General features: G+C 63.6%; 25 protein-coding genes. 12 read left to right on the plus strand and 13 right to left on the minus strand.

Annotation, left to right across the window (positions count from 1 at the left end; genetic code table 11):
* Positions 1-75: 75 nt before the first annotated feature.
* Positions 76-930 carry a YihY/virulence factor BrkB family protein gene (locus I2H38_RS05190; protein ID WP_229426564.1) on the plus strand — a complete coding sequence of 285 codons (855 nt, stop codon included), beginning with the start codon at positions 76-78 and terminating at the stop codon, positions 928-930.
* Between the two features lie 247 nt (positions 931-1,177).
* Here the strand turns inward: I2H38_RS05190 and I2H38_RS05195 are convergent, their stop codons facing one another.
* Entirely contained in the window at positions 1,178-3,124 is a 1,947-nt protein-coding gene (locus I2H38_RS05195; RefSeq protein ID WP_196270769.1) for a bifunctional 2',3'-cyclic-nucleotide 2'-phosphodiesterase/3'-nucleotidase, read from the minus strand.
* Between the two features lie 81 nt (positions 3,125-3,205).
* Complete coding sequence (locus tag I2H38_RS05200; protein ID WP_196270770.1) at positions 3,206-4,360, minus strand: trans-sulfuration enzyme family protein; 1,155 nt, start codon at positions 4,358-4,360, stop codon at positions 3,206-3,208.
* Between the two features lie 73 nt (positions 4,361-4,433).
* Between I2H38_RS05200 and I2H38_RS05205 the strand changes: the two genes are divergently transcribed.
* Positions 4,434-4,943 (plus strand): TspO/MBR family protein, encoded by a 510-nt coding sequence (locus tag I2H38_RS05205; protein WP_196271319.1) that lies wholly within the window; start codon positions 4,434-4,436, stop codon positions 4,941-4,943.
* Between the two features lie 14 nt (positions 4,944-4,957).
* On the opposite strand, the gene hpt is transcribed toward I2H38_RS05205, so the two are convergent.
* Positions 4,958-5,524: a hypoxanthine phosphoribosyltransferase gene (gene hpt / locus I2H38_RS05210; RefSeq protein WP_196270771.1), complete on the minus strand. Its 567-nt coding sequence runs from the start codon at positions 5,522-5,524 to the stop codon at positions 4,958-4,960.
* Positions 5,525-5,845: 321 nt separating this feature from the next.
* On the opposite strand from hpt, the gene ftsE reads away from it, so the two are divergent.
* The 4 genes from ftsE (at position 5,846) to I2H38_RS05230 (ending at position 9,260) form a co-directional block, all read left to right on the plus strand.
* Positions 5,846-6,550: a cell division ATP-binding protein FtsE gene (gene ftsE, locus I2H38_RS05215; RefSeq protein WP_196270772.1), complete on the plus strand. Its 705-nt coding sequence runs from the start codon at positions 5,846-5,848 to the stop codon at positions 6,548-6,550.
* 5 nt (positions 6,551-6,555) lie between these two features.
* Positions 6,556-7,521: a cell division protein FtsX gene (locus tag I2H38_RS05220; RefSeq protein WP_196270773.1), complete on the plus strand. Its 966-nt coding sequence runs from the start codon at positions 6,556-6,558 to the stop codon at positions 7,519-7,521.
* A 108-nt stretch (positions 7,522-7,629) separates the two neighbouring features.
* Positions 7,630-8,361: a YdcF family protein gene (locus tag I2H38_RS05225; protein WP_407664043.1), complete on the plus strand. Its 732-nt coding sequence runs from the start codon at positions 7,630-7,632 to the stop codon at positions 8,359-8,361.
* 131 nt (positions 8,362-8,492) lie between these two features.
* Positions 8,493-9,260, plus strand: coding sequence for a lysophospholipid acyltransferase family protein (locus I2H38_RS05230; protein ID WP_196270775.1), 768 nt, complete (start codon positions 8,493-8,495; stop codon positions 9,258-9,260).
* A gap of 44 nt (positions 9,261-9,304) precedes the next feature.
* On the opposite strand, the gene I2H38_RS05235 is transcribed toward I2H38_RS05230, so the two are convergent.
* A complete protein-coding gene (locus I2H38_RS05235; protein WP_196270776.1) occupies positions 9,305-9,841 on the minus strand; it encodes a gamma-glutamylcyclotransferase in 537 nt (178 codons plus the stop codon).
* Positions 9,842-10,003: 162 nt separating this feature from the next.
* Between I2H38_RS05235 and I2H38_RS05240 the strand changes: the two genes are divergently transcribed.
* Positions 10,004-11,056, plus strand: a complete 1,053-nt coding sequence (locus I2H38_RS05240; protein WP_196270777.1) for a DUF2125 domain-containing protein — start codon at positions 10,004-10,006, stop codon at positions 11,054-11,056.
* Here the strand turns inward: I2H38_RS05240 and I2H38_RS05245 are convergent.
* The 3 genes from I2H38_RS05245 to I2H38_RS05255 are packed head-to-tail and all read right to left on the minus strand — an operon-like array spanning position 11,050 to position 13,986.
* Positions 11,050-11,997, minus strand: a complete 948-nt coding sequence (locus I2H38_RS05245) for a prephenate/arogenate dehydrogenase family protein (RefSeq protein ID WP_196270778.1) — start codon at positions 11,995-11,997, stop codon at positions 11,050-11,052. The two genes, I2H38_RS05240 and I2H38_RS05245, sit on opposite strands and share 7 nt — an antisense overlap.
* Positions 11,990-13,096: a histidinol-phosphate transaminase gene (gene hisC / locus I2H38_RS05250; protein ID WP_196270779.1), complete on the minus strand. Its 1,107-nt coding sequence runs from the start codon at positions 13,094-13,096 to the stop codon at positions 11,990-11,992. Before hisC ends, I2H38_RS05245 begins: the two co-directional genes overlap by 8 nt.
* Before the next feature lie 56 nt (positions 13,097-13,152).
* On the minus strand, positions 13,153-13,986 hold the full coding sequence (locus tag I2H38_RS05255; protein WP_196270780.1) for a chorismate mutase: 834 nt from the start codon (positions 13,984-13,986) through the stop codon (positions 13,153-13,155).
* A 289-nt stretch (positions 13,987-14,275) separates the two neighbouring features.
* On the opposite strand from I2H38_RS05255, the gene metX reads away from it, so the two are divergent.
* On the plus strand, positions 14,276-15,445 hold the full coding sequence (metX, locus tag I2H38_RS05260) for a homoserine O-acetyltransferase MetX (protein WP_196270781.1): 1,170 nt from the start codon (positions 14,276-14,278) through the stop codon (positions 15,443-15,445).
* Positions 15,442-16,086, plus strand: a complete 645-nt coding sequence (gene metW, locus I2H38_RS05265; RefSeq protein ID WP_196270782.1) for a methionine biosynthesis protein MetW — start codon at positions 15,442-15,444, stop codon at positions 16,084-16,086. Before metX ends, metW begins: the two co-directional genes overlap by 4 nt.
* A gap of 72 nt (positions 16,087-16,158) precedes the next feature.
* On the opposite strand, the gene I2H38_RS05270 is transcribed toward metW, so the two are convergent.
* The 3 genes from I2H38_RS05270 to I2H38_RS05280 form a co-directional block, all read right to left on the minus strand.
* Positions 16,159-16,320 (minus strand): hypothetical protein, encoded by a 162-nt coding sequence (locus I2H38_RS05270; RefSeq protein WP_196270783.1) that lies wholly within the window; start codon positions 16,318-16,320, stop codon positions 16,159-16,161.
* Positions 16,321-16,582: 262 nt separating this feature from the next.
* On the minus strand, positions 16,583-17,518 hold the full coding sequence (xerD, locus tag I2H38_RS05275) for a site-specific tyrosine recombinase XerD (protein ID WP_196270784.1): 936 nt from the start codon (positions 17,516-17,518) through the stop codon (positions 16,583-16,585).
* Positions 17,518-17,661: a histidine kinase gene (locus tag I2H38_RS05280; protein WP_196270785.1), complete on the minus strand. Its 144-nt coding sequence runs from the start codon at positions 17,659-17,661 to the stop codon at positions 17,518-17,520. Before I2H38_RS05280 ends, xerD begins: the two co-directional genes overlap by 1 nt.
* Positions 17,662-17,800: 139 nt before the next feature.
* Here I2H38_RS05280 and I2H38_RS05285 point away from each other — a divergent pair, with 139 nt between their 5' ends.
* Genes I2H38_RS05285 through I2H38_RS05295 form a run of 3 tightly spaced genes read left to right on the plus strand, consistent with a single transcriptional unit; the run spans position 17,801 to position 20,870 of the window.
* On the plus strand, positions 17,801-18,430 hold the full coding sequence (locus I2H38_RS05285; RefSeq protein ID WP_196270786.1) for a shikimate kinase: 630 nt from the start codon (positions 17,801-17,803) through the stop codon (positions 18,428-18,430).
* 17 nt (positions 18,431-18,447) lie between these two features.
* Positions 18,448-19,566 (plus strand): 3-dehydroquinate synthase, encoded by a 1,119-nt coding sequence (gene aroB / locus I2H38_RS05290; protein WP_196271320.1) that lies wholly within the window; start codon positions 18,448-18,450, stop codon positions 19,564-19,566.
* 5 nt (positions 19,567-19,571) lie between these two features.
* Positions 19,572-20,870 carry an HlyC/CorC family transporter gene (locus I2H38_RS05295; RefSeq protein WP_196270787.1) on the plus strand — a complete coding sequence of 433 codons (1,299 nt, stop codon included), beginning with the start codon at positions 19,572-19,574 and terminating at the stop codon, positions 20,868-20,870.
* A gap of 98 nt (positions 20,871-20,968) precedes the next feature.
* Here I2H38_RS05295 and I2H38_RS05300 read toward each other — a convergent pair whose 3' ends face one another.
* The 3 genes from I2H38_RS05300 to I2H38_RS05310 form a co-directional block, all read right to left on the minus strand.
* Positions 20,969-21,877, minus strand: coding sequence for an alpha/beta fold hydrolase (locus I2H38_RS05300; protein WP_196270788.1), 909 nt, complete (start codon positions 21,875-21,877; stop codon positions 20,969-20,971).
* 71 nt (positions 21,878-21,948) lie between these two features.
* The gene (locus I2H38_RS05305) at positions 21,949-22,842 is read right to left on the minus strand and encodes an alpha/beta fold hydrolase (RefSeq protein ID WP_196270789.1); all 894 of its coding nucleotides are present in this window, start codon (positions 22,840-22,842) and stop codon (positions 21,949-21,951) included.
* A 22-nt stretch (positions 22,843-22,864) separates the two neighbouring features.
* On the minus strand, positions 22,865-24,670 hold the full coding sequence (locus tag I2H38_RS05310) for a glucan ABC transporter ATP-binding protein/ permease (protein ID WP_196270790.1): 1,806 nt from the start codon (positions 24,668-24,670) through the stop codon (positions 22,865-22,867).
* Between the last annotated feature and the right edge of the window lie 93 nt (positions 24,671-24,763).

Consider the following 24,763-nt stretch of genomic DNA (forward strand, 5'->3'; position numbering starts at 1 on the left):
GTGGACTTCTCACTTGCCCCGTCACTTGCCCCCGGCGGCTCCTGCGCCATGTCCAAAAGCCCGGAGGCATGTTTCTTGAAACGGCTGCGCCTGCCCTTCGAAATCCTCGCAATCAGCGTCACGCGTTTCCTGCGGCACGATGCCTGGGCGATTGCCAGTCACATCGCCCTCTCGGTCCTGACGTCCCTGTTCCCCTTCCTGATCCTCGTGACGTCGCTCGCAGGCTTCTTCGGGACAGGGTCGGTCGCGGACGAGACCGCCAACATCATCCTGGGGGCCTGGCCGAAAGAGATTGCCGAACCGATCGCGGGAGAGGTCCATCGAATCCTCACCGGCCGGCAAGGCGGCGTCTTTACGCTCGGCCTCGTCTTCGCGCTCTACTTCTCATCGAGCGGCGTGGAGAGTCTGCGTGTCGGCCTGAACCGCGCCTACGGGGTGCGCGAAACGCGGGCCTGGTGGCTCACGCGTCTCGAGTCCATCGCCTTCGTCATCGGCGGCGCTTTCGTGATGATCGCGCTAACCTTTCTTGTCATCCTCGGGCCCTTCGTCTGGCGCGTGATCCTGCGCTGGGTTCCGGCGCTCGCCACTTTCGGCAGCATCATCGACCTCCTGCGGCTCGGCATTGCGACGCTGGTCATCGTGGCGGGCCTTCTCGCCGCGCATCAATTCGTGCCGGCGGGACGGCGCTCCTTCCTTTCCATCCTGCCGGGGGTCGGTGTGACGCTCGTGCTCTGGCTCCTCGGCGGCCTCGGCTTCGGGTGGTATCTCGAGTTCTTCCCGGGAGCCTATGCCTCCACCTATGGCGGCCTCGCCACCGCCATGGTCGCCCTCGTGTTCCTCTACACGCTCGGCGCGATCTTCCTCTTCGGTGGCGAGTTGAACGGCACCATCATCGCCGCGAAGCACAAACGCCTGGAGGAGGCGTCCTAGCGCTCGCTCATGTCTCGAGCAGGTTGCAGTCCCCGCGCTGATCGGAGCGGCGGGCCTCGCTGCGGGCGCGCGCGTCGTTGCGGTCAGGCAGATGCCGATACCGGGGATCATCACCTGTCGGTCCAGATCGACTGGGCTTCGTCCCACGAGTGTTTAGCATCACCCCGGATGTCACCGAACAACCCGCTGACACAACGAAAAACGGCCGGGCGGGGCCCGGCCGTTTTCAAAGTGTTGGAGGCGTTCGTCAGCCGACGACGCGGTACTTGATGAAACCTTCCGGCGCGTCGCCCATCTTCTCGATCTTGATGCCGGCCGGCTGATAGGCAGCCGCGTTCGGGCCCGTGGTGAAGATCGTCGTCACGTTCGACGGCGGCACGACGAGCGACCACGAACCGTCAGCCTTCGGCGCGACTTCCTTGCGCTCGATGATGAAGCGCATGATCGCATCGCGTGTGAGGTCCGGAGCCTCGAACACGATGGTCTTGCCGTCGGCGCCGGGGAAGTTGCCGCCGCCGCCCGCGCGGTAGTTGTTGGTCGCGACGATGAAGACCTGATCGTCCGTGACGGGCTTGCCGTTGTAGGTCAGGTCCTTGATGCGGTGCGCATCGGGCGCGACGACCTTGCCGTTGTCGTCATAGCGCGAGGCCTGCGTCGGATCGATCTTGTACTGCACGCCCGCGATCACGTCGAAGTTATAGGCCGGGAACTTGTCATTGATCAGATTCTGCTCGCCGCCCTTGGCCACGTCGATCTGGTTGTAGATGCCCGCCGAGCGCTCCAGCCATTCGCGCACCTGCGCGCCGGTCACCTTCACCGCGCGCACCGTATTCGGATAGATGTAGATGTCCGCCATGTCCTTGATGGCGAGCGGGCCGGGCTTGATCTCGGTGAAGTAGTTCGGGCCGCCGCGTCCGCCGGCCTTGAAGGGCGCGGCCGCCGAGAGAAGCGGCAGGTCCTTGTAGGGCGTGGTCTTGAGAAGATCGGCCACGTACCAGGCTTGCGCCTCGGCAACGATCTTCACGGAGGCGTCGTCGGCGACCAGCGAGAAGTACGAGTGGATCGGAACCGACGTGGTGCCGACGGGCTCGCGCACATATTTCAACGCGCCGTCGTGATCGCCCTGGACGGCTGCGACGACAGCCGCTTCCGATTCCACCTTCGGCACGATCTTGCGGTCGACGCGGTCATAGATCGGGCGCGCTTCGGTGCTGAAATTCGCGACCTTCCAGGTGTTGCCTGCCTTCACCAGTTCAAGATCAACGAGGCCGAGATGGCTGCCCCAGAAACCGGCCATGACCGCCGGCTTGCCGTGAAGGGTGCCCTTCTGGACATCGACGCCGGGGATGTTGGCGAATTCCTTGCCGCCCGGGAACACGAAATGCTGGTGCCCGGTGAAGATGACGTCGATGCCTTCAACCTTCGCGAGGTGAAGCGCCGCGTTCTCTTCGCCGCCCTTGCGCTCGCCGCCCGCAATGCCCGAATGACACAGCGCGACCACGATGTCGGCGCCGGCCTTCTTCAGATCCGGAACATGCTTGTTGGCCGCGTCCACGATGTCGAGGGTCGTCGCCTTGTTGTCGAGATGGGCCTTGTCCCACTGCACGATCTGCGGCGGCACGAATCCGATCACGCCGACCTTCAGCTTGTGCTTGGCGCCGGCCTCGTCGACGAATTCGCGGTCAAGGAGGAGCCAGGGCTTCAGAAGCGTCTCGCCATCGGCCTTGACGACGTTGGCGCACACAAGCGGGAATTTCGCCGTGCCAAGCGCGTTCTGCAGGTATTCCAGGCCATAGTTGAATTCGTGGTTGCCGAGCGTGCCGCAATCGTAATTCAGCGTGTTCATGGCGGCGACCATCGGATGCACGTCGCCCTTCTTCATGCCGCGGCGATAGGCGACGAAGTCGCCCAAGGGCGAACCCTGGATCAGGTCGCCGTTGTCGAAGAGCATGCTGTTCTTCGCCTCGGCCCGCGCCGCCTTCACGAGGGTCGCGGTCCGCGCCAGGCCGACCGTGTCGTCAGCCGCGTCGCGGTAGTAATCGTAAGGCATGACGTTCACGTGAAGATCGGTCGTCTCCAGAACGCGCAGCTTGATGACCGGATCGGCCGCGAATGCCATGCGCGGAGCTGCGGTCAGGAGGGCGGCTGCCGCGCCGGTTTGCAGGGCGCGACGGCGGGTAATCGACGAAGTCATGCTGGTCTTCCCTTTTTTTGAAACAGCGTTCCCTTAATTCAAGTGAACATAAGTTTCGTGACAAGATCAACAGCACTTGTGTCAGAGGGCTCGCAGCCCCTCGTCCAGATCTTGAAAAAGGTCGTCCACGTCCTCGATGCCTGTGGACAAACGCAGCAGATCCGGCGGGCACGGCGTGCCCGGCCCCTCGATCGAGGCCCGATGTTCGATGAGGCTCTCGACACCGCCAAGCGAGGTCGCCCGCTTCCAGAGGCGAACCCGCGCCGCCGTGCGGATCGCGGCAGCCTCCCCATCCGTGACCTGGATGGAGAGCATGAAACCGAACCCGCCTTCCATCTGCCGCGCGGCGATGTCATGGCCGGGATGCTGCGGCAATCCGGGGTAGAGAACCCGTGCGACTTTGGGGTGGGCCGAGAGACGCTCCGCCAAGGTCATGGCGCTTTTCGCCTGGGCGCCGGCGCGCAGATGCAGCGTCCGCATGCCGCGCATGAGCAGATAGGCCTCGAAGGGCCCGAGGATCGCCCCCTGCATCTTGCGGATTGAAACAACTTTCTCCCAGAAGGCATCCGCCTTGCCCCCCGCCAATACGCCCGCGACCACATCGGAATGACCGTTCAGCACTTTCGTGGCCGCATGCATGACGATGTCGGCCCCGAGCGTCAGGGGCCGGGTGTGGAACGGCGAGGCCGTGGTCGAATCGACCGCCAATCGCGCGCCCGCCGCATGGGCGATCCCGGCGGCTCCGGCGATATCGGTAATGGTCCAAAGCGGATTTGAGGGTGTCTCGATCCAGACGAGTTTTGTGCGCCCCGGCTTAATCGCGTTCCGCAGGGCGTCGAGATTGTCCGTCTCCACGAAATCGACGGAGAGGCCCCAGCGGACGGCTTCCGTCATCAACCAACTGCGCAGGGCCCAATACATGACCTTGGAGGCCACCACATGGTCGCCGGGGTTCAGCGCCTGGAACACGGCGGTCGCCGCCGCCATTCCGGAGGAAAACAAAAGCGCGCCGGCACCTGCCTCTTCCAGCATGGCGAGAACCTCTTCGGCCTCGCGGATGGTGGCGTTGTCGGGCCGGCCATAGACGAAACCCGAGGAATAGGCATTGTCCTCGTCGCGGATATAGGTGGTCGCCACGTGGATCGGCGGCACGACCGCCTTCGTGATCGGGTCCACATGGCCCATGGCTTGAGCGGTCAGGCTGCGCTTCGACCATTGCGGGCGCGATGAGGGCATGGGAACCTCCGATGGAAGGGTGGGTTTCGTGAAGGAATCGAGACTTTCAGTCCATTAAAGGATTTTCGGAATGATGCATCCAGGCCCTTCCGCGACAGGCAGCGAACCGACGCCGCCGCTGCAAAGGTTTTTGATCGCGGTCCTGCCGGTCGCCCTCGTCAGCTTTCTGGGAAGCCTGGCGACGATGCCGAATATTCCAACCTGGTATGCGGGTCTCGTCAAACCGGGGTTCACGCCGCCGAACTGGCTCTTCGCACCGGTCTGGACGCTGCTTTACGCCATGATGGCCTATGCGCTCTGGCGCATTCTGGCGCTGCCCAAAAGCACACCAGACCGCGCAGCCGCGATCACGACCTTCTTCGTGCAGCTGGCGCTCAACAGCCTGTGGTCCTGGGCCTTCTTCGGCGCGCGAAGCCCGCTGGCGGGCCTCGTCGTCATTCTCGCCCTGATCGTCGCGATCGTGGCGACGATTCGCGCCTTCTGGCCGCTTGATCGGACCGCAGCCCTGCTGCTCGTTCCCTACCTCGCCTGGGTCGGGTATGCCACGGCCCTCACCGGGGCGGTGTGGTATCTCAACCGCTAGATCCGGGGCTCGGTTCAGGCCCTGTCGAAGAGGTCGGGGTCGTGATTCGCGTGGTCAACCACGCCAACGAACGGAAGTTGGCGATAGGAATGCGCGACGTCCATGCCGTAGCCGACGACGAAAAGGTCGGGGCAGGTGAAACCGACGAACTCGGCCTGGATGTCGACGGCGCGCTTGCCGGGCTTTTCCAACAGCACCGTCGTCAGAACGCGCTTCGCGCCGCGAGCCATCAGCAGGTCTTTGGCGAAAGTGACTGTGCGGCCGGATTCCAGAATGTCATCCACCAGCAAAATGTCGCGCCCCCGCACCTCGCTTTCCACGTCACGCAGAATCGCGACCTGGCCGGTCGATACCGTTCCGTCGAGATAGCTCGACAGGTGCACGAACTCGACCTGAGGCTCGAGACTGGCCCGATGCAGGGCGCGGATTAAATCCGCCGCGAACATGAAGCTGCCCTTCAGCACGGCGACGACGAGGAGATTCTCAGGCTTCAAACGCGCGATTTCCTGCGCCAATTCCTCAATCCGCTTGGCGATCGTCGCTTCGTCGAAGAGTACCCGGATACGGGGGGAGCCAGTCATCGTCAGTCCGTCCAGAAGAATGATGCGGGCTCGCGAAAGCCGACGCAAAGGAAAGCTTCTCATTCACGACCATGGCGCGGCGGTGAAGTCAAACGGACTTAATGCCTCTCATCCTTAAAGTTCGAGCAAGCAACCCTTAAGCGGTTCATCCCCGAAGAAAGATCCGGTAGCATCGCCAGCATGTTTCGGGCTGCTTTGATCGAGCGTCCGGAAATTTATTAGCTTGTTGAGGATTAGAAGCGATAAGCAAGGCGAATCGGCATCTGGCGGACAACGTCTGCCGGTGTCTCTTGAATCGATTCAGGGATGGTTTGGGGGCGCGTGAAAGCGTTTTTCGACAACGACTTCGAGGAAAGTGCGGCTCCGTCCGTGCATTTCGAGAATGTGGGCGTGCGCTACGGCATGGGCCCCGAGGTCCTGCGCGACCTCACTTTCTCCATCGAGCCCAACTCGTTCCAGTTTCTCACCGGCCCCTCCGGCGCCGGAAAAACGACCTTGCTGCGTCTGATCCTGCTTTCGGTCAAACCAACGCGGGGCTTGATCTCCCTCTTTGGCGAGGACGTCTCGCGGATTTCGAAGGACGACCTGACGGATCTACGCCGCCGCATGGGTGTGGTTTTCCAGGATTTCCGCCTGCTCGACCACCTGACCACCTACGAGAACGTGGCGCTGCCCTTGCGTGTGCAGGGCAAGGAGGAGGCGAGCTACCGCAACGAGGTGGTTGAACTCCTGCGCTGGGTCGGTCTTGGCGACCGGATGCACATGCTGCCGCCCGTGCTCTCGGGCGGCGAGAAGCAGCGCGCCGCGATTGCGCGGGCGCTCATCGTGCGCCCGGACCTGCTGCTGGCCGACGAACCCACCGGCAACGTGGACCCGTCCCTCGCGCGCCGGCTCTTGCGCCTGTTCATTGAACTCAACCGGCTTGGAACCTCGGTCGTCATCGCGACCCACGATTTCGGCCTCATGGATCAGCTCAACGTGCGCCGCCTCGTGCTCGGCGACGGCCAGCTGCATATCGACGAGTAAGCGGGATGAATGATCCATCCCGCTCGGGCGCACCAAAACCGGAAGACGGCCAGCGTCCCCTCCCCGCCTCCCTGCGGCGCAATGCCCCGCTCGTCCCGGTCGATTCAGCCGGCGGACAGGCGCTCGCCGCCGTCATCGCGATCCTTACCTTCCTGGCCGCGCTTTGCGCCGGCGGGGCGGAATTGGTCGCCACCAGCTCTTCGCAATGGCGTTCCGACATCGCCCGCGAGGTGACGATCCAGGTCCGGCCCAATGCCAAGCGATCCATCGACGCGGACGTGGACCGCGCCGTCGCCCTGGCGCGGCAGACACCCGGCGTCGAGCAGGCTCAGCCCTTCTCCAAGACGGAATCCGAACGCCTGCTCGAGCCCTGGCTCGGCACCGGCCTCGATTTCAATGACCTGCCGGTTCCGCGCCTCATCGTCATCAAGCTCCAGGAAGGGCTGAAACCCGACTTCACCACCCTGCGGCAAGCCCTGAAGGAGCAGGTTCCGGGCGCGAGCCTCGACGACCACGCGCTCTGGGTTTCGCGGCTTTCCACCATGGCGAACACGATCATCGGCATCGGGACCGTGCTCGTGATCCTCGTCCTCGTCGCCGCAGGCCTTGCGGTCACTTTCGCGACCCGAGGCGCGATGGCCGGCAACAGAGAGGTCGTGGACGTCCTCCATTTCGTGGGGGCGAACGACGATTTCATCGCCAAGGAATTCCAGCGCCGCTTCTTCAAGCTGGGCTTGCGCGGAAGCGCCTTCGGCGCCGGGATCGCCCTTTTCTTGACCACGCTTCTGGGCTTCGTGACCAGCTCCTGGCGGGCAAGCCCCGCCGGCGATCAGATCGAGGCCCTCTTCGGCTCCTTCAGCATCAGCTGGCGCGGCTATCTGTTGGTCGTGCTCATCGCACTGGCCGTCGCGGTCATCACCGGCGTCGTGTCGCGCCTCACCGTGAGACGTTTTCTTAACGAAAATGGATGAGGGTATTGGTTACCACTGGGTAAAAGGGTTGCCACTCCATTGCCGCATTCTGCGCTATCCTCCGCCCGGATGACCTCGCGAACGCAGAGTTTGGCGACGCTGAATGCTATGGACCATACCGAGGCCTTGGGTTGGGGCTGGACTCACGCGGGATCGCCCGCTCTTCCTCGAAGGCGATCTTGGGTGAAGGTCGGCCTTTTGTCGGGCCTTTATGGTGCGATGGCCTGCCTGGCCATTGGTTTCCTGGGGTTCCTCGCCTTCGTCTATTCCCTCGACCGTTTCGAGCAGAAGCCGGAAACCCGGGCCGACGGCATCGTCGCCCTGACCGGCGGCGCGCAGCGGATCGGCGACGCCATCGATCTTCTCGCCAAGGGCTATGCCAAAAGGCTGCTGATTTCCGGCGTCAATGAGCGCACCAGCCGGGAGGAGATCTCCCGCCTCAATCCTGGCCAGCGACGCCTCTTCGATTGCTGCGTGGACCTCGATTACCGGGCGCGCAACACCATCGGCAACGCCATCGAGACCCGGCGCTGGGCCGAACGCAACCGGTTCGACGCGCTCATCGTGGTGACCTCGAACTACCATATGCCGCGCACGCTGGTGGAGCTCGACCACGCCTTGCCGAACCTGCAGAAAATCCCCTACCCGGTCGCCGCGACCATCGACCCGCACGATTGGTGGCGCAACACGGCGGCAGCGCGCGTGCTCGTGTCGGAATATGTCAAGTTCCTGGCGGTCTGGGTCCGGACCCGCTTCGAGGACGATCCCGAATCCTCGCCGGTCGTTCAAATCATGACCACGCCAGTGAAGCAGGTCGTCGCCGAGCCGCAATGGCGCTAGGCTTAGGGTCTCTTCTAACTTTTTGATGTCGCATGATCTTTCCGGAAAACCGGATTCCACTTTTCCTGATCATGCTCTAAGGTGGCGGCGCGCGGGGCTTGGAGCTCCGCTTTTTCTTTTACCGCGAAGCCATGCTCATTCTCCGTTCCCTGCTGTTCAACATCGCGTTTTATCTCAACCTCACGTTCTGGATGATTGTGCTCATCCCGACCCTCGTCGCGCCGCGCCGATTCTTCATGCGCGGTGCAAAGCTCTGGGCGACGTCCTCCCAGTGGCTGATGCGGGTCGTGGCGGGGATACGGGTTGAGATCGTCGGGCGGGAAAAGATCCCACCGGGTGGCATCCTGGTCGCTGCCAAGCACCAATCCCTCTGGGAGACGTTCGCGCTCTTGCCCCTCTTCGACGATCCGGCGTTCATTCTGAAGCGGGAGCTGATGTGGATTCCCTTTTTCGGCTGGTACACCTGGAAGGGAGGCTCCGTCCCGGTGAACCGCAAGAAAGGTGCGCAAGCGCTCATCCAGATGATGGCGCGGGCCCGCGAAGAGGCGCAGCACGGCCGGCAGATCCTGATTTTTCCGGAAGGAACGCGCCGTCCCGCCGGGGCTCCTCCGGCCTACAAGTTCGGCGTTTCGCATCTCTACCAGAACCTCGGCGTGCCCTGCCTGCCGATCGCGCTCAATTCCGGCCTCTACTGGCCGCGCCGCCGCTTCATCCGCCGTCCCGGGACGATCCGCCTGGAGATTCTCGATCTGATCCCGGCCGGCCTGACGCGCGACGAGTTCTTCAAGCGGATGCAGGAGGAGATCGAGACAGCCTCCGATCGGCTCCTGGCGGAGGGGCGCCGCGAGCTCGGCCTCGATCCGGCTCGGGAGGCCGCAGAGAGCCTGTCGAACGGCTAAGCAGTGCATTCTCCGCAGAAATAAGAGCCGACTCCGCGCGCTTTTCAGATCCCATCGGCCAGCGAGGCCGTGATCCGATGCAGCAGGGGATCGACGACTCCCATGCCGAGCAGATGTTCGTGCGTCGAGCGAACGTAATCCGGATTGGGACCCGAGACGCCGTGGCCCTGGCGCACCAGTGCCAGCACAGCGTCGAAGGAAAGCCGCCCCGCGTATTGCTCGTGCTTCCGATCGGCCACGTAAGCCAGCGCGGTGACGGCGCGCCCGTCATCGAGCCGCACGGGTAGACGACGCTCGAGATAGACCGCCGTCACCTGCTCGCGTTCACGCAAGTAATGCACCGTCGACTCCGCCTCTTCCTTCACCACGCGGAAGGCGACCCCATGGCATCGGCCGCCCCGGTCGAGCCCGAGCACAAGTCCGGGATTGTCGGGCGTGCCGCGATGGACGTGGGAGAAGACGCAAAGCGAACGGTGATAGCCGGAAAGCTGCGCGTGGCGACTTTCGACAAAGGGAAAGCCCGGCCTCCACATGAGGGAGCCATAGCCAAACACCCACAACTCGTCTGAAAAATCGTCCATCCTGCCCGAACCTTGCCTGTTTCCGGCACTAGCAGTTACTAGAGCGTGATCCGCAAAAGTGGAACCCGGTTTTCTCGTCCGAGATTGGTGCATGTCTTATTGCCGAACCGTTTCCATTTCGACGGATCACGCACCAAGGCCGACACAACCGGAGAAGCATGAATGGATGAGGCCCTCCCCACAGGGACTGTTCGCAAGAGCCGCTTCTGGCTCTACACGCCTTTTGCCCTTCTGCTTCTGGTCGCCGTCGCGTGGAGCATCGCCTGGCTCCTGATCCGCAACCGCACGAGCGAGGCGCTCGATGCGTGGTTCGCAATGGAGGCGAAAGCCGGCCGCCAATGGACATGCCAGAACCGTAATGTCGGCGGCTACCCGTTCCGGATCGAGGTGACGTGCGGCTCGCTTTCCATGAAACAAGGCGCGATGAGCGCCTCGCTGGGTCGTGTCGAGTCCATCGCCCAAGTCTACCAGCCGCGCTTCGTCATCACGGAAATCGAGGGACCGCTCAACCTGACGGATGGCACCGTGACGGTTCAGGGCACCTGGGACCTGCTCCTGACCAGTATCCACGCCACGCCGAGCGGTTTCCAGCGCCTTTCCATCGCGGCCGACTCGCCACGATTCACCGTGACCGGCCTTGCTCCGGACGACATCGTCACATCGGGCAAGCACGTGGAATTGCATCTGCGGCCCAACCCGTCTCGCGCGGCGGAAAAGGCCTATGACGCGGCACTTTCCGTCAAACAGGCCCGCATCCCGATCCTCGATGCCCTCGTCGGTGGCGCGGAGCCAGTCGATCTGAGCATGGATGCCACAGCCACGCAGGCGGAAGGATTTCGCGGCCGGCCCATCGTTGAGGAGCTGGAACGCTGGCGCGCAGCTGGCGGCAAGCTCGACATCCTGATGCTGTCCCTCGCCAAAGGTCCACGCCAGCTGGACGCGAAGGGCGCGCTGACACTCGACGATCTGCATCGACCGGCGGGTCAGCTGAACGTGTCGGCGACGGGTCTCGACGGCCTGCTCGGCAATGCCCTCGGTGGACGAAACGGAGGGGCCGTGCTCGGCGCTTTGCTGGGTCAGGGCGCGCGCGCTTCGACGGGCCAGCCCAATGGAAAGCCGCAGCCCCTGCCCCTGCCGCCTTTGCGGCTCGACAACGGACGCCTCGCGCTGGGGCCGTTCGTAGTCCCCAGCGTCAGGCTGATGCCGCTTTACTGACCTTCGCGGCGGCGGCCGAAATCCGGCTCCGCCGTTTCCTGGCCTTCCGAGATGATGCCGCGCCGGATGGCGCGGGTGCGGGTGAAAAGGTCGTGGAGCTTGTCGCCTTCGCCCCAGCGAATGGCGCGGGCGAGCAGCGCGATATCCTCGTTGAGACGGCCGAGCATTTCGAGCACCGCCTCCTTGTTGTGGAGGAACACGTCGCGCCACATGGTCGGATCGGACGCCGCGATGCGGGTGAAATCGCGGAAGCCGCCGGCGGAGAACTTGATCACCTCGGATTGGGTTACGGTCTCCAGGTCCGCTGCCGTGCCGACGATGTTGTAGGCGATCAGATGCGGCACATGGCTCGTGATGGCGAGAACGAGGTCGTGGTGCTGCGCCGTCATGACCTCCACCTTGGAGCCCATGGCCTGCCAGAAATCGCGCACACGCTCGGTCGCCGCCTCATCCGTGCCGTCGGGCGGCGTCAGGATGCACCAGCGATTGAAGAACAAAGTCGCGAAGCCCGCATCGGGACCGGAATGTTCCGTACCCGCGACCGGGTGGGCGGGCACGAACTGCACGCCTTTCGGCAGATGCGGCTGAACCTGCGCGATCACCGACGCCTTGACCGAACCCACATCGGACACGATGCAGCCGGGCTTCAAACCGGCCTTCATCGCTTCGGCGACAGCGCCGCACGCGCCGACCGGCACGCAGAGGATGACGAAGTCCGCATCCTTCACACCGGCCGCGACATCGGCGGTCGCCTCGTCCGCGATCCCCAGTTCGCGCACGCGGGCGACGACCGCCTCGTTCCCATCGATGGCGACGAGGGTGCGCGCGAGGTTGAGGTGCCGGACGGCGCGGGCGATGGACGAGCCGATCAGCCCAAGACCGACCAGCGCGACCCGGTCGAAGAGCGGCGTTTCACGAGGCGGACCGAGACGCTCAGGCATGGGATTTCGCGCCGTTCAGGAAATCGCGCAAAGCCGCGACGAGCAAACGGTTCGCTTCCTCGCTGCCGACGGTCAGCCGCAGGGCATGGGGCAGGCCATAGGCATCGATCCGGCGCAGGATCAGGCCACGACTCGAGAGGAAGGCGTCCGCCTCCTTCGAGGTCTTGCCGGGCTCTTGCGGGAAGTGGATCAGAAGGAAGTTGCCGACGCTCGGCGTGACCCTGAGGCCGAGGGCCTCGATCTCGCGGGTGAGCCAGGCGAGCCATTCCTCGTTGTGCGCGATAGCCTTGGCCACATGCACATCGTCCTGAACCGCCGCGATGCCGGCGACCAGAGCCGGACCATTGATGTTGAACGGGCCGCGAATGCGGTTGACCGCATCGATGACGTGAGCAGGGCCGACCATCCAGCCGAGGCGCAGATTGGCAAGGCCGTAGATCTTCGAGAAGGTGCGCGTCATCACCACGTTGTCCGAGGTCGCGACGAGTTCGAGACCGGATTCATAGTCGTTACGGCGCACGTATTCCGCATAGGCCGCGTCGAGCACGAGGAGCACATGCGGCGGCAGGCCGGCATGCAGGCGCTTCACCTCGTCGAAGGGCAGATAGGTGCCGGTCGGATTGTTGGGATTGGCGAGAAAGACGATCTTGGTCTTCGGCGTCACCTTGGCGAGGATCGCGTCCACATCGGCGCGATAATCCTTCTCCTTCGCCACGACGGGAACGCCGCCAGCGGCCAGGATCGCGATGCGATAAACGAGGAAGCCGTGCTCGGAGAAGATGCCCTCATCGCCCGGCCCCACATAGGCATTCGTGACCAGGGACAGAAGTTCATCCGAACCCGCGCCGCAGATGATGCGGTTGGCATCGAGCCCGTATTTCGCGGCGATGGCCTCGCGCAGGCGGGTGGCCGAACCGTCCGGGTAGAGTTCGAGGCTGTCGACAGCGCGGATGGCCTCCATCACCTTCGGCGACGGGCCGAGCGGGGTCTCGTTCGAAGACAGCTTATGGATCTTCGCGACGCCGGCAGCGGCACTCTTGCCGGGCACATAGGCCTCGATCTCCATGACGCTGGGACGGGGTACGGGACGAGAGGACATGGGGTGTTCCTGCAAACGGTCGAATTCTGAAAGATGGCTCTAGCGCAGCTTCGCGTTCATTTCACGCGGAAACGTTCGGCATGGCTCCCCACCTCGACGAGCTCGGCGAGGCTTGCGCCCGCCTTCGTCAGGGTCTCGTGGAGCTGGGCCGGGGCGATGGTGCCGGGAACGGCGATCAACTCGGACAGGCCGGTGGCGTCGGCGGCGCTCGCCACCACTTCGCCGCCCAGCCGGATCAGAGCCTCATTCGCGCCCTTGTGCCATCGCTCGAACTGCGCGGCATAAAGTATCACGTCGCGCATCGCCGCGTCGTCCAAGGGCTTCGAGATCACGAAGACCGGCGTGCCGGCCGGATGGTCGGGCCGCTCGATAAAGGGCAGCCGGGCAATGATCTTGGGGTGGTCCTCGTCCGCCAAGGCCCGCCACCACGCGCCGCTGGTCGCCCCTTGGTCGAGCCGGAAGATGCCAAGATCGCCGCGCGAGGAGGCGACTGCCTCGATCACCGCAGCCGCGCTCGGATGGGTGAGATAGGGCACCGTGAAGCCGAAATGGAACCGCGCGCTGTCGCGCATGGGCGCGTCGCCTGCCGAAATGTCGGCATGGACCGAATAGGGCGCCTGAACATAGGTAAAAGTCGCGATGATGACGCGCCAGATGCTCTCCGCCGTATCGAGCGGCAGAAGGCCCGTGTGGCGCTCGGCCAGCGCCCGCATCATCGAAGCCTCGCGCCCTGGCCGGAAGGCCTGGCCCGACTCGGAGGTTTTCTTCACCGCGATGAGCCGATCGATGATTGTTCCCCGCTCCATCAGGAGCCGGTGCATCGTCTCATCGATGCGGTCGATGTCCTGGCGCAGGTCGGTGAGGGAAAAAACGGGCTTTTCGGCGGACATGGGCGGTTATCCTGAACAGAACGCGCTCTTCTTTCGCAGCCCCGGGCGGCTCTGCCAAGTCTCGCTGGGCGGCAATCTTCTGCTTCCCGTTGTCATCCCCGGCCGGAAGCGGCGAAAGCCGCTGGAGCGGAAGGGGATCCAGTTTTGAACGCCGCGCGGTTTATGGATCCCCTTCCCGCGCTTCGCGCGCCGGGATGACAATGGGTCTGGCCTCCGAGGCGCGATGTTCGTTGACGGCTGCCCCTCGGCGAATTACCCGTGTTCGAAAGGACGAACGTTTTCGGTATTCATGTCCAGCACATCCGTTTCCCCCGAACCCCGCAGCCAGATCGACGATCCGTCGAGCCTTGTGGCGCGCTTCGGGCCGGACGAGCCGTTGATGATGGATGCGGGCGTTCCCCTGACCTCCTGGCAGATCGCCTACCAGACCTACGGCACGCTCAACGCCGACAAGTCCAACGCCGTCCTGATCTGCCATGCGCTCACGGGTGACCAGCATGTGGCGAATGTGAGCCCCGTGACGGGCAAACCCGGCTGGTGGACCACCATGATCGGCCCGGGCAAGCCGGTCGACACCGATCGCTTTTTCGTCATCTGCGCCAATGTCATCGGCGGCTGCATGGGAACGACGGGCCCGGCCTCGATCGATCCGGCGACGGGCCAGCCTTATGCGCTCGATTTTCCGGTCGTCACCATCCGTGACATGGTGCGCGCGCAAGCGGCGCTGATCGACCGGCTCGGCATCCAACGGCTGTTCTGCGTCGTTGGCGGCTCCATGGGCGGCATGCAGGTGCTGCAATGGGCGGCGAGCTATCCCGAGCGGGTCTTCGCCGCGCTGCCCATCGCGACCGCGGCGCGCCATTCGGCCCAGAACATCGCTTTCCACGAGGTCGGCCGGCAGGCCATCATGGCCGACCCCGACTGGCGCGGCGGACGCTATCTGGCGGAAGGCACCCGGCCTTCCAAGGGCCTCGCCGTCGCCCGCATGGGCGCGCATATCACCTATCTCTCCGAAATGGCCCTGCACCGGAAATTCGGCCGCAACTATCAGGACCGCAGCGCCCCGACCTTTTCCTTCGACGCCGATTTCCAGATCGAGAGCTACCTGCGCTATCAGGGCCTGTCTTTCGTCGAGCGGTTCGACGCCAATTCCTACCTCTATGTCACGCGGGCGATGGATTACTTCGACTTGGCGGCGGAGCATGGCGGAAGCTTGGCCCGCGTCTTCAAGGGATCGGCGACGCGCTTTTGCGTCATCTCCTTCACCTCGGATTGGCTCTTTCCCACGTCGGACTCGCGGGCCATCGTTCATGCGCTGAACGCGGCGGCGGCATCGGTCGGGTTCGTCGAGGTGGAAAGCGACAAGGGCCACGATGCGTTTCTGCTCGATGAGCCGGAAATGTTCGCGGCGGCGCGAGGCTTCATCGACGCGGCGGCCCGCGCGCGAGGGATCTCATGACACCTCAAGCCACGCTTCCTCCTGTGGATGATCGGGCTGGCCACAGGCTCGATTTTCTCCTCGTCGCGGACATGGTCGAGCCGGGCTCGCGCGTGCTCGATATCGGCTGCGGCGACGGGTCTCTTCTGGCGCTGCTGCGCGACCGCAAGGGCGTCGATGGGCGCGGCATCGAGCTTTCCCGCGAGGGCGTCAATGCCTGCCTCGCCAAGGGGCTCCCGGTCATCCAGGGCGACGCGGATACGGACCTCGCCGACTATCCCGACGACGCTTTCGACTACGTGATCCTCTCCCAGACGATCCAGGCGACGCGCCAGCCGAAGGTGGTGCTGGAACAACTCCTGCGCATCGGACGCAAGGCCATCGTGTCCTTTCCCAATTTCGGCCATTGGCGCGTGCGGTTCGATCTGACGTTGCGGGGCCGGATGCCGGTGTCAGAGAACCTGCCCTACGCGTGGTACGACACGCCCAACATTCATTTCTGCACCATCCGCGACTTCGTCGAACTCTGCCACGAGGTCGGCGCGCAGATGGAAAAGGCAGCGGCGCTCGACGCCGGGGGGCGGCCCGTGCGCATGACCCTGCCCTGGTGGGTGTGGAACCTGCTCGGTGAGCAGGGTGTGTTCTTGCTGCGCCGGCGCTGAACGGGAAACATGGAAAGGGCCGCCTGCGGCAGCCCTCTCCAAATCGACTAGCCGTTCACGGCCTTGCTATGCTCAGCGGTGACCGCCTTGAGGGGTCTGTCCGCCCTTGCGTCCCGCTTCACCCGACGGATGTTCCTTGGAGGGAGCAGGTTGCTCGCCCTTGCGGGGCATTTCCTGCGGCTTGCTCTTGTCGGTCGGCAACGGTCCGCGACCAGAACCAGGTTGATTACCCATTTCGACACACTCCATTATGATAAGTCGTGGCTTTGTGTAACCCTCGGATCGCGACTTGGTTCAAGCGTATCCGCGATTTTTTGCAAATCAATTTGATCGATATATTTCGAACACAATGCCACATAAGCGAGAGCTTTAGCCTTCAGACCGACAAAAGCGTCGTGCCAATACTCAAGATTCCCTCTCTGGTTCGGAGACAAAGCTCGACGTTGGTCAACCGGGACATGACCCACATCGCGAACGCGCCGGCGGCTTGGCTTCCCTAGCCTTCGCCCGATGACAGCGGATGCAGGTCGCGGACCATGCTCTTCAAGCGTTCGTCGAGCACGTGGGTATAGATCTGGGTCGTCGAGATGTCGGAATGCCCGAGCAGTTCCTGCACGACGCGCAAATCGGCCCCGTTCTGAAGCAGGTGACTGGCGAAAGCGTGGCGCAGGACGTGGGGACTTATCTTGTCGCTGCGAAGCCCGGCCCCCGCGGCGACGGTCTTCAGATCGCGTGCGAAGGCCTGGCGGGTCAGATGGCCGCTCTCGCTATCCGCCGGGAAAAGCCAGGGCCCAACCGCCGCTTTGTTCTGCTGCTCCAACAGCGCGAGGTAAGCCCGCGCGGCCTCCCGCGCCGCGTCGGTCAAGGGCACCAACCGCTCCTTCGCACCCTTGCCGCGAACCACGAGGAAACGATCCCGGGTCTTGGCGGCGCTCCGGGGCAGCGCGATCAATTCTGAAACGCGCAGGCCCGTGGCGTAGAGCAGCTCTAGCAGGCAGGCCATGCGCGCGGCGCGGAGACGTTCGGCGGGAGACGCCTTTTCGCGCAAAGCATCCTCATGGGCCACCTGCAGGAGGTGATCGACCTGATCGACCGAGAGCACCTTGGGCAAAGCCCGTCCGCGCTTCGGTGCCGATACCGCCGCCGTCGGATCGACCGTCGCATAGCCTTCCAGATAGAGAAATTTGTGGAACTGGCGCACCGCCGAGAGCCGCCGCGCGGCGGAGGTCGCCTTGAGACCCCGCTCTTCCAGGCTTACCAGGAAGCCCCGGACCGTGGCGGCATCGGCCGCGTCCGGCGCGCTCCCGGCTTCTCCGAGATAAGCGAGGTAATCCTCGAGGTCGCGCCGATAGGCGTCGAGCGTGTTTTTGGAGGCGCCACGCTCGGCGGCGAGCATGTCGAGGAAGAGGCTGGCGTGCCGCTGACCGCTCATCAGGAGGACGGACGCGTGGTGGGGACCGGCACCGTGATCTCGCGGGAGGTCGGCTGAACAAACGTGGCCAGCGCGTACATGGCCGCGAAACCGAGAGCCGCGAGCACGGCGACGATGACGAGAAACCGGAAGAGTGTCGGCACGGGAGCCTCATGGAGCGTCGGCGTCTATCGAACAACCATGCACAAGCTGCGAAGGCAAGCCCTGATCAATCGCAAGTTCATCCCGCGATATCGCGAACGTCCTTGTGACAGCGGCCGCCCCCCATGCTAGGACAGGAGCATGAACAATATCAGCCGCTTCACCTCCCCCGAGGAAGCCGGCGAGCCAGAAACCGGAAGCCGGGGCGGCCACCCGATCAGCCGCCAACTTGGCACGCGATCCATCGTGCTCGTCGGCCTCATGGGAGCCGGAAAAAGTACCGTGGGCCGCAGGCTCAGCCAGACCCTCGGGCTGCCGTTTCGCGACGCCGATCACGAGATCGAGGCGGCAGCCGGCATGACCATTCCCGACATCTTCGCCACCCATGGCGAAGATCATTTCCGGGACGGGGAACGTCGGGTCATTGCCCGCCTCCTTCAGGAGGACGGGCCGATGGTGCTGGCAACCGGCGGCGGGGCCTTCATGAACGAAGAGACCCGCGCCCGGATCGCCGAGCACGGCATCTCGATCTGGCTCCGAGCCGATCTCGACGTGCTCATGCGGCGCGTCCGCAAGCGCGCGACCCGGCCCTTGCTCCAGAATCCGGACCCGGAAGGCACGATGCGGCAGCTCATGGAAGCCCGCTACCCGGTCTACGCGACAGCGGACCTGACCGTGGACTCGCACGAGGCCCCTCACGATCGCGTCGTCGCGGACATCATCGAGACCCTGAGCGGCTGGTTTGAACAACAGGGGAGTGCGCAACCTTGAGCGGCGCAGCAGAGCGGATGCCGGACGCATCCATCACCACCGTTCCGGTGCCGTTGGGCGACAGGGCCTATGAGATTTACGTCGGGCGCGGCCTGCTCCAGGAAGCGGGACAGCGCATCGCGGCCCTTGGCGCGCGAGCAGCCGCCATCGTCACCGACGAGCATGTGGGACCGCTCTACGCCGACATTCTGGCGCGGTCGCTCCAACAGCATGGCCTGCGCACTTCGGTCGTGACCGTCCCAGCCGGCGAGGCGACGAAATGCTATGCGTTTCTCGAAACCGTGTGCGACGCGGTGTTGGAAGCCAGGATCGAACGCGGTGATCTCGTCGTCGCTTTGGGCGGCGGCGTGGTGGGCGATCTGGCCGGTTTCGCGGCCGCCGTGGTGCGCCGGGGCGTTCGATTCGTGCAGGTGCCGACGACCCTGCTCTCGCAGGTCGACTCGTCCGTTGGCGGCAAGACCGGCATCAATTCGCGCCACGGCAAGAATCTCGTCGGCGCGTTCCACCAGCCGAGCCTCGTTCTCGCCGACACCGCTCTTCTCGACACGCTCCCGTTGCGCGAAATGCGCGCCGGCTATGCGGAGGTGGTGAAATACGGCCTCATCGACGACGCCGCGTTCTTCGCCTGGTGCGAGAAGAACTGGCAGGGCGTCTTCGCGGGCGGCCCGGAACGGAACGAAGCGGTCGCCCAAAGCTGCCGCGCCAAGGCCGCCGTCGTGGTGCGCGACGAGCGCGAGGACGGCGACCGTGCGTTGCTCAACCTCGGCCATACTTTCGGCCATGCCCTGGAGCGGATCACGCACTACAATTCCGCGCGCCTCGTCCACGGTGAAGGCGTGGCCATCGGGTTGTGCCTCGCTTTCCGCTTTTCGGCCTCGCTTGGGCTCTGCCCGGTTGCCGATGCGGAGCGCGTCGAGGCTCATCTGTCCGCCGCTGGACTTCCCACCCGCCTGAACCAGGTTGCGGGAGGGTGCGGCACGGTCGAAGACCTTCTCGACGCCATGGCCCAGGACAAGAAGGTGAAGGGGGGCGCCCTGACCTTCATTTTGGCCAGCGGCATCGGGAAAAGCTTCATTGCTCCCGGGATTTCCGTCGACAGCGTACGGGCCTTCCTGAAGGATGAGAACAGCGCATAACGGCCATGAGTGAAGATCATTCCGTCAACCTTTGGTTCGCGGCCCTCGTCGTGGTCTTCTGCCTTCTTTTGTCCGCGTTCTTCTCCGCGGGCGAGACGGCGTTCACCGGCGCGTCGCGGTCGCGCATGCTCTTTCTGGAAAAGAACGGCGATATCCGCGCGAAGCTGGTGAACCGCCTGCTGAATATGCGCGAGCGCTTCCTCGGCACCGCGCTGATCGGCAACAACATGGTCAATATCGGCGTCTCGGCCTTTACGACCAGCATCCTCGTCAATCTCTTCGGCAGCGAGGGCGCGTTGTATGCCACCGTCTTCATGTCGATCCTGGTGATTGTCTTTGCCGAGGTCCTGCCGAAGACGCTCGCGATCACCTCGCCTGACAGTGCCGCGCTTCTTCTGTCGCGGCCGATGTCCTGGGTCGTCGCGATCCTCGGCCCGTTGGCGCTGATGGTCGAGCGAGCGGTGCGGCTCATGCTGCTGCCCTTCGGCATCCGCATCGGGGAGAACACACCGATCCTGTCCGCGTCGGAGGAGATCCGTGGTCAACTCGATCTGTTGCGCAAGGAAGGCAACGTCGAGAAGGTCGAACGCGACATGTGGGGCGGCCTTCTTGACCTCCAGGAGCTCAGCGTCTCCGAGGTCATGGTCCACCGCACCAAGATGCGGACCATCAATGCCGATCTCTCATCGGAAGAAATCGTGCGCGAGGTGCTGGCCTCGCCCTATACCCGCATACCTCTCTGGCGCGGCAGCCAGGAGAACATCATCGGCGTCCTGCACGCGAAGGATCTCCTGCGTGCGCTCGATATGGTCAGCGGCGACGCGACCAAGCTCAAGGTCGAGGCCATTGCGCTTGAGAGCTGGTTCGTGCCCGACACGACCTCGCTCCGCGACCAGTTGAAGGCCTTCCTCGCCAAGAAGACCCACTTCGCGCTCGTGGTGGACGAATACGGCGAGGTGATGGGTCTTGTGACGCTGGAGGACATCCTCGAAGAGATCGTCGGCGACATCAAGGACGAGCACGACCTTTCGGTTCAGGGCGTTCGGCCCCAGCCCAACGGGTCGGTGAATGTCGACGGATCCGTGCCGATCCGCGACCTCAACCGCGCCATGGACTGGAATCTGCCCGACGAAGAAGCCACGACCATCGCCGGCCTCGTCATCCATGAGGCGCAAGCCATTCCCGACACGGGGCAGATCTTCACCTTCCACGGCTTCCGTTTCCAGGTGCTGCGCAAGTCGCGCAACCGCATCATGGCGCTTCGGATCACCCGGCTCGTCCCGGTCGGGAACAAGGCCGACTAGAGCATGATCGGAACAAGTGGAAACCGGTTGTTCGCCCGGATCATGCGGCAATAAGGAATCTGGAGCTTGATCAGGTTTCAAAGTGACATGATCAAGCTCTAAGGCGATTTCAGGAAGTCGATCAGCGCCTTGTTGACCGTCTCCGGCTCCTCGATATGCACCCAATGCGAGCCGTCTTCGAGCCAGAGGGCTTCGCCATTGTCGCACAGGCGCAGGCTGTCCTCGGCAAGCCCCCTTTGCAAATATCGGTCCTGGAGTCCCCAGATCACGAGGGTCGGCGGCTTGACGCGGGGATTCTCGATCTTTGGCCTGCGCCGCAGGGCGCGATACCAATTGACCATCCCCGTCATGGCTCCGGGCACCGACCACGTCCGCATATAGCGACTCAAATCGGCCTCGGAGAAGGTCCCCTTATGGGCACCAAGATGAAACAGCCCGCGAAGAATCGCGAAGTTGCGCAGGCTCAGCAATGCTTCCGGAAGCCAGGGGACCTGAAAGATCATCATGTAGATGCTGCGAAGCATCTGGGCCGGATGTTTGCGGATATAGGGGATCAGAATTTCGGGGTGGAACGCGTTGATCGCGACCATGCGCTCGACCCGATCCGGATAGCGGGTGGCAGTCCACCAAGCGAGGAGGCCGCCAAAATCATGCCCGATGAGATGGAATCTCTCGCGCCCGTAGGCCTCCGCCAAACCGACGATATCGGCTGCGAGAGTATCGAGGTCGTAGGATTTCAGCCCGATCGGCTTCTCGCTGAGGTTATATCCACGTTGATCGGGCGTCACGACGCGAAAACCGGCAGCCGCAAGGTCATCGACCTGCCGTCGCCAGCCCCACCAGAAATCAGCAAATCCATGGAGAAGAATGACGAGGGGAGCGTCAGCGGCTCCGAGCTCGACATCATGGAGCGCGATACCATTGACCTGATGGTGGCCATCGGTTGGATCGCCCGACCATTCAAGCGAGGTCAGTTCCGAGGTCAGTTCATGGGGTCGGTGCGACATGGTTTTCTATCCACAGCGGCACAATAGCCCCACCGCAAGCCGGCACAAACGCTTTCAGCATCTAACTCGCGTCAGGATTTGAGGAAAGAAACCAGAGCCTCGTTGACCCCTTCCGCTTCCTCGAGGTGAACCCAATGCGTGGCATTCTCAAATCCGAGGAATTGTCCGTTCTCGCACAGCTTCAAGCTCTCATCGGCGAGCCCGCGATCCAGGAAGTGATCGCGTAGCCCCCACATGACCAGTGTCGGCACCTTGACCGTCGCATCGGTCAGATTGGGCCGAATGCGCAGGGCGCGATACCAATTGACCATGCCGGTCAATGCTCCGGGCATGGCCCACGCGTTTTCGTAACGCTTCATATCGGCGGCCGAGAAAGTCCCGGCGCGACTGCTCATCGTGAGAGTCTTCCGCAACACCGCGTAGTCACGCAAACCAAGAATCGATTCCGGAACCCAGGGAAGCTGGAAAATTCCCATGTAGAAACTACGCATCATCTGGATCGGATGTCGGCGGACATACGAGAGCGCGATATGCGGATGCGGAGCGTTGATGGCGACAAGGCGTTCGACCCGATCAGGGTGCCGGGTCGCCGTCCACCAGCCGACGAAGCCGCCGAAATCGTGCCCGACGAGCTGAACTTTCTCGCAGCCATAGGCATCCGCCAAGCCAATGATGTCGGCGGCCAGCGTATCGAGGTCGTAGGCTTTAAAACCGATCGGCTTTTCGCTGAGATTGTAGCCGCGCTGATCGGGCACGACGACTCGAAAGCCCGACGCCGCGAGATGCCCGATCTGCCGACGCCAGCCCCACCAGAAATCAGGGAATCCATGCAACAGAATAACGAGAGGCGCACCGGGAGCACCAACCTCCACATCGTGCAGCGTGACGCCATTGATCTTGTGACGCGCTGTCGATGCCGGTCCCGACCAGTCAGTTATGCTCGGATCGCTCACAGCCAGGGACATCGATTTACTCCATCCCAAGGCTCTAGGCCTTTAGCGCCTCCTCCGCAACTATCCTCGGACGCTTCGGCTTCTCTTCCGTGGCCATGAATTGCGCCTTGGCAAGCTCCGCGAAACGCCCGCCCTTGGCGACGAGTTCGTCAAAGGTCCCTGTTTCGATGATATGGCCGTGATCGAAGACGAGGATCCGGTCGGCATTTCGGATGGTGGCGAGCCGGTGAGCGATGACGAAAGTCGTGCGGCCGCGCATGACCTCATCCAACGCCTTCTGCAGCTTCTGTTCGGTGGCGGCGTCAAGCGCGCTCGTCGCCTCGTCGAGAATGAGGACCGGCGGATTTTTCAGGAGCGCGCGCGCGATGGAAAGGCGCTGACGTTCGCCGCCGGAAAGCGAGCGGCCGCGTTCGCCGATGATCGTATCGAGACCCTCGCTCTGGCGGGAGATGAACTCGATGGCCTGGGCGCGCTCCAGCGCCTCGATCATCTCCGCGTCGGTGGCGTCTGGCCGCCCGACCTGGAGGTTCTCGCGGATGGATCGCGCGAACAGCATCGGCTCCTGGAACACGACGCCGATATTGCGGCGAAGAGACGAGAGCGCAATGTCGCGAATGTCGTCACCGTCGATGCGGATAGCGCCCGACTGCGGATCGAAAGCGCGGTGCAAAAGTCCCAATGTCGTCGATTTGCCGGAGCCGGTAGAGCCCACCAGTGCCACCGTCTCGCCGGGATTCGTGGAAAAGGTCACGTCCTCGATGGCAGTGCGCTTGCCGTCGTAGGAAAAGCTCACATCCTCGAAAGCGACGTGACCCTGGAAGCGCTCCACCTGCTTCGCGTTGGCACGATCGTGAACGACAGGCGCGGTGTCGAGAATCTCGAAGAATTCCCGCATCTTCGGCGCTTGCATGAAGAGCTGGTTGACGAAGCTCACCGCCTGTTCAAGCCGCGAAATGAGCATGGTCGCCATGCTCATGAACATGACGATCTCGCCGATGGTGGCGAGTCCATTGAGATGCAGGCCCGTGCCGACGAGGAAGATCGCGGTGACCGTGATCGTCGCGGCGGCGCGGGACGCGACAGAGGCGATGGCCCACCAGGACAGAACCGGATTCTGTGCCTGCAGCAATTGCTGGATGATGGTTTTAAGCGAGCGCGTCTCCGCCTCGACGCGAGTGAAGGACTGAATCACCGGCACGTTGCCGAGTGCGTCGGAGGCGTGTTCCGCGAGGCTGGAATGATAGCGCTCGACCGAGCCTTGCAGGCTCTCGGTCTTGCGCAGCACGATGATGGTGAGGATCGTGAAGACAATGACGAGCGCCACGAGCAAAAGGCCGAGCCGCCAGTTGAGGAAGACCGTGAGCGGAAGCAGCACGCAAAGCGCGACGAGCGCCGCGAAATGCTCGCGGAAGAAGCCGAGCCAGAGCCAGGCCATGCCGTTCGAGCCCTCCAGCATCACCTTCAGCACGCGGCCCGAATGGGTCGAGGTGTGGAAGGCGAGCGGCAGCTCGAGCACATGCTCGAAATAGTTCGCCACGACCGCAAGGCGGCAACGATGGGAGAGCCGGTCGGCATAGAGCGCCACCAGAGCGCCCGCGCCGATGGAGAAAAACCCGAACGCGACCCAGGCGACGATGAGCGGGGTCAGAACCGTGAACGTGATGCGTGGCGTGCCGGGAATCTGGGCACGGGTCAGAACATCAATGATGCGCCCGAACAGGATCGGCTCGGCAAAGGCCGAAATCGCGAGCGCCACATTGGCCAGGGCCAGGACACCGCCGATGCGAAGGTCGGAGCCGAGTTGGCCGAGGACGCGGGCATAAAGGCGGATCAGCCACATATGCGGTCTACCTGCGAGCTGGACGGAGCATGCCGAAACAGCTCCATCTTATAGCCGGCGTTACATGATCCGTTGCTGAACAAGTTCCCGGCT

It is taken from the genome of Microvirga alba, assembly GCF_015694465.1.
GTDB lineage: Bacteria > Pseudomonadota > Alphaproteobacteria > Rhizobiales > Beijerinckiaceae > Microvirga > Microvirga alba.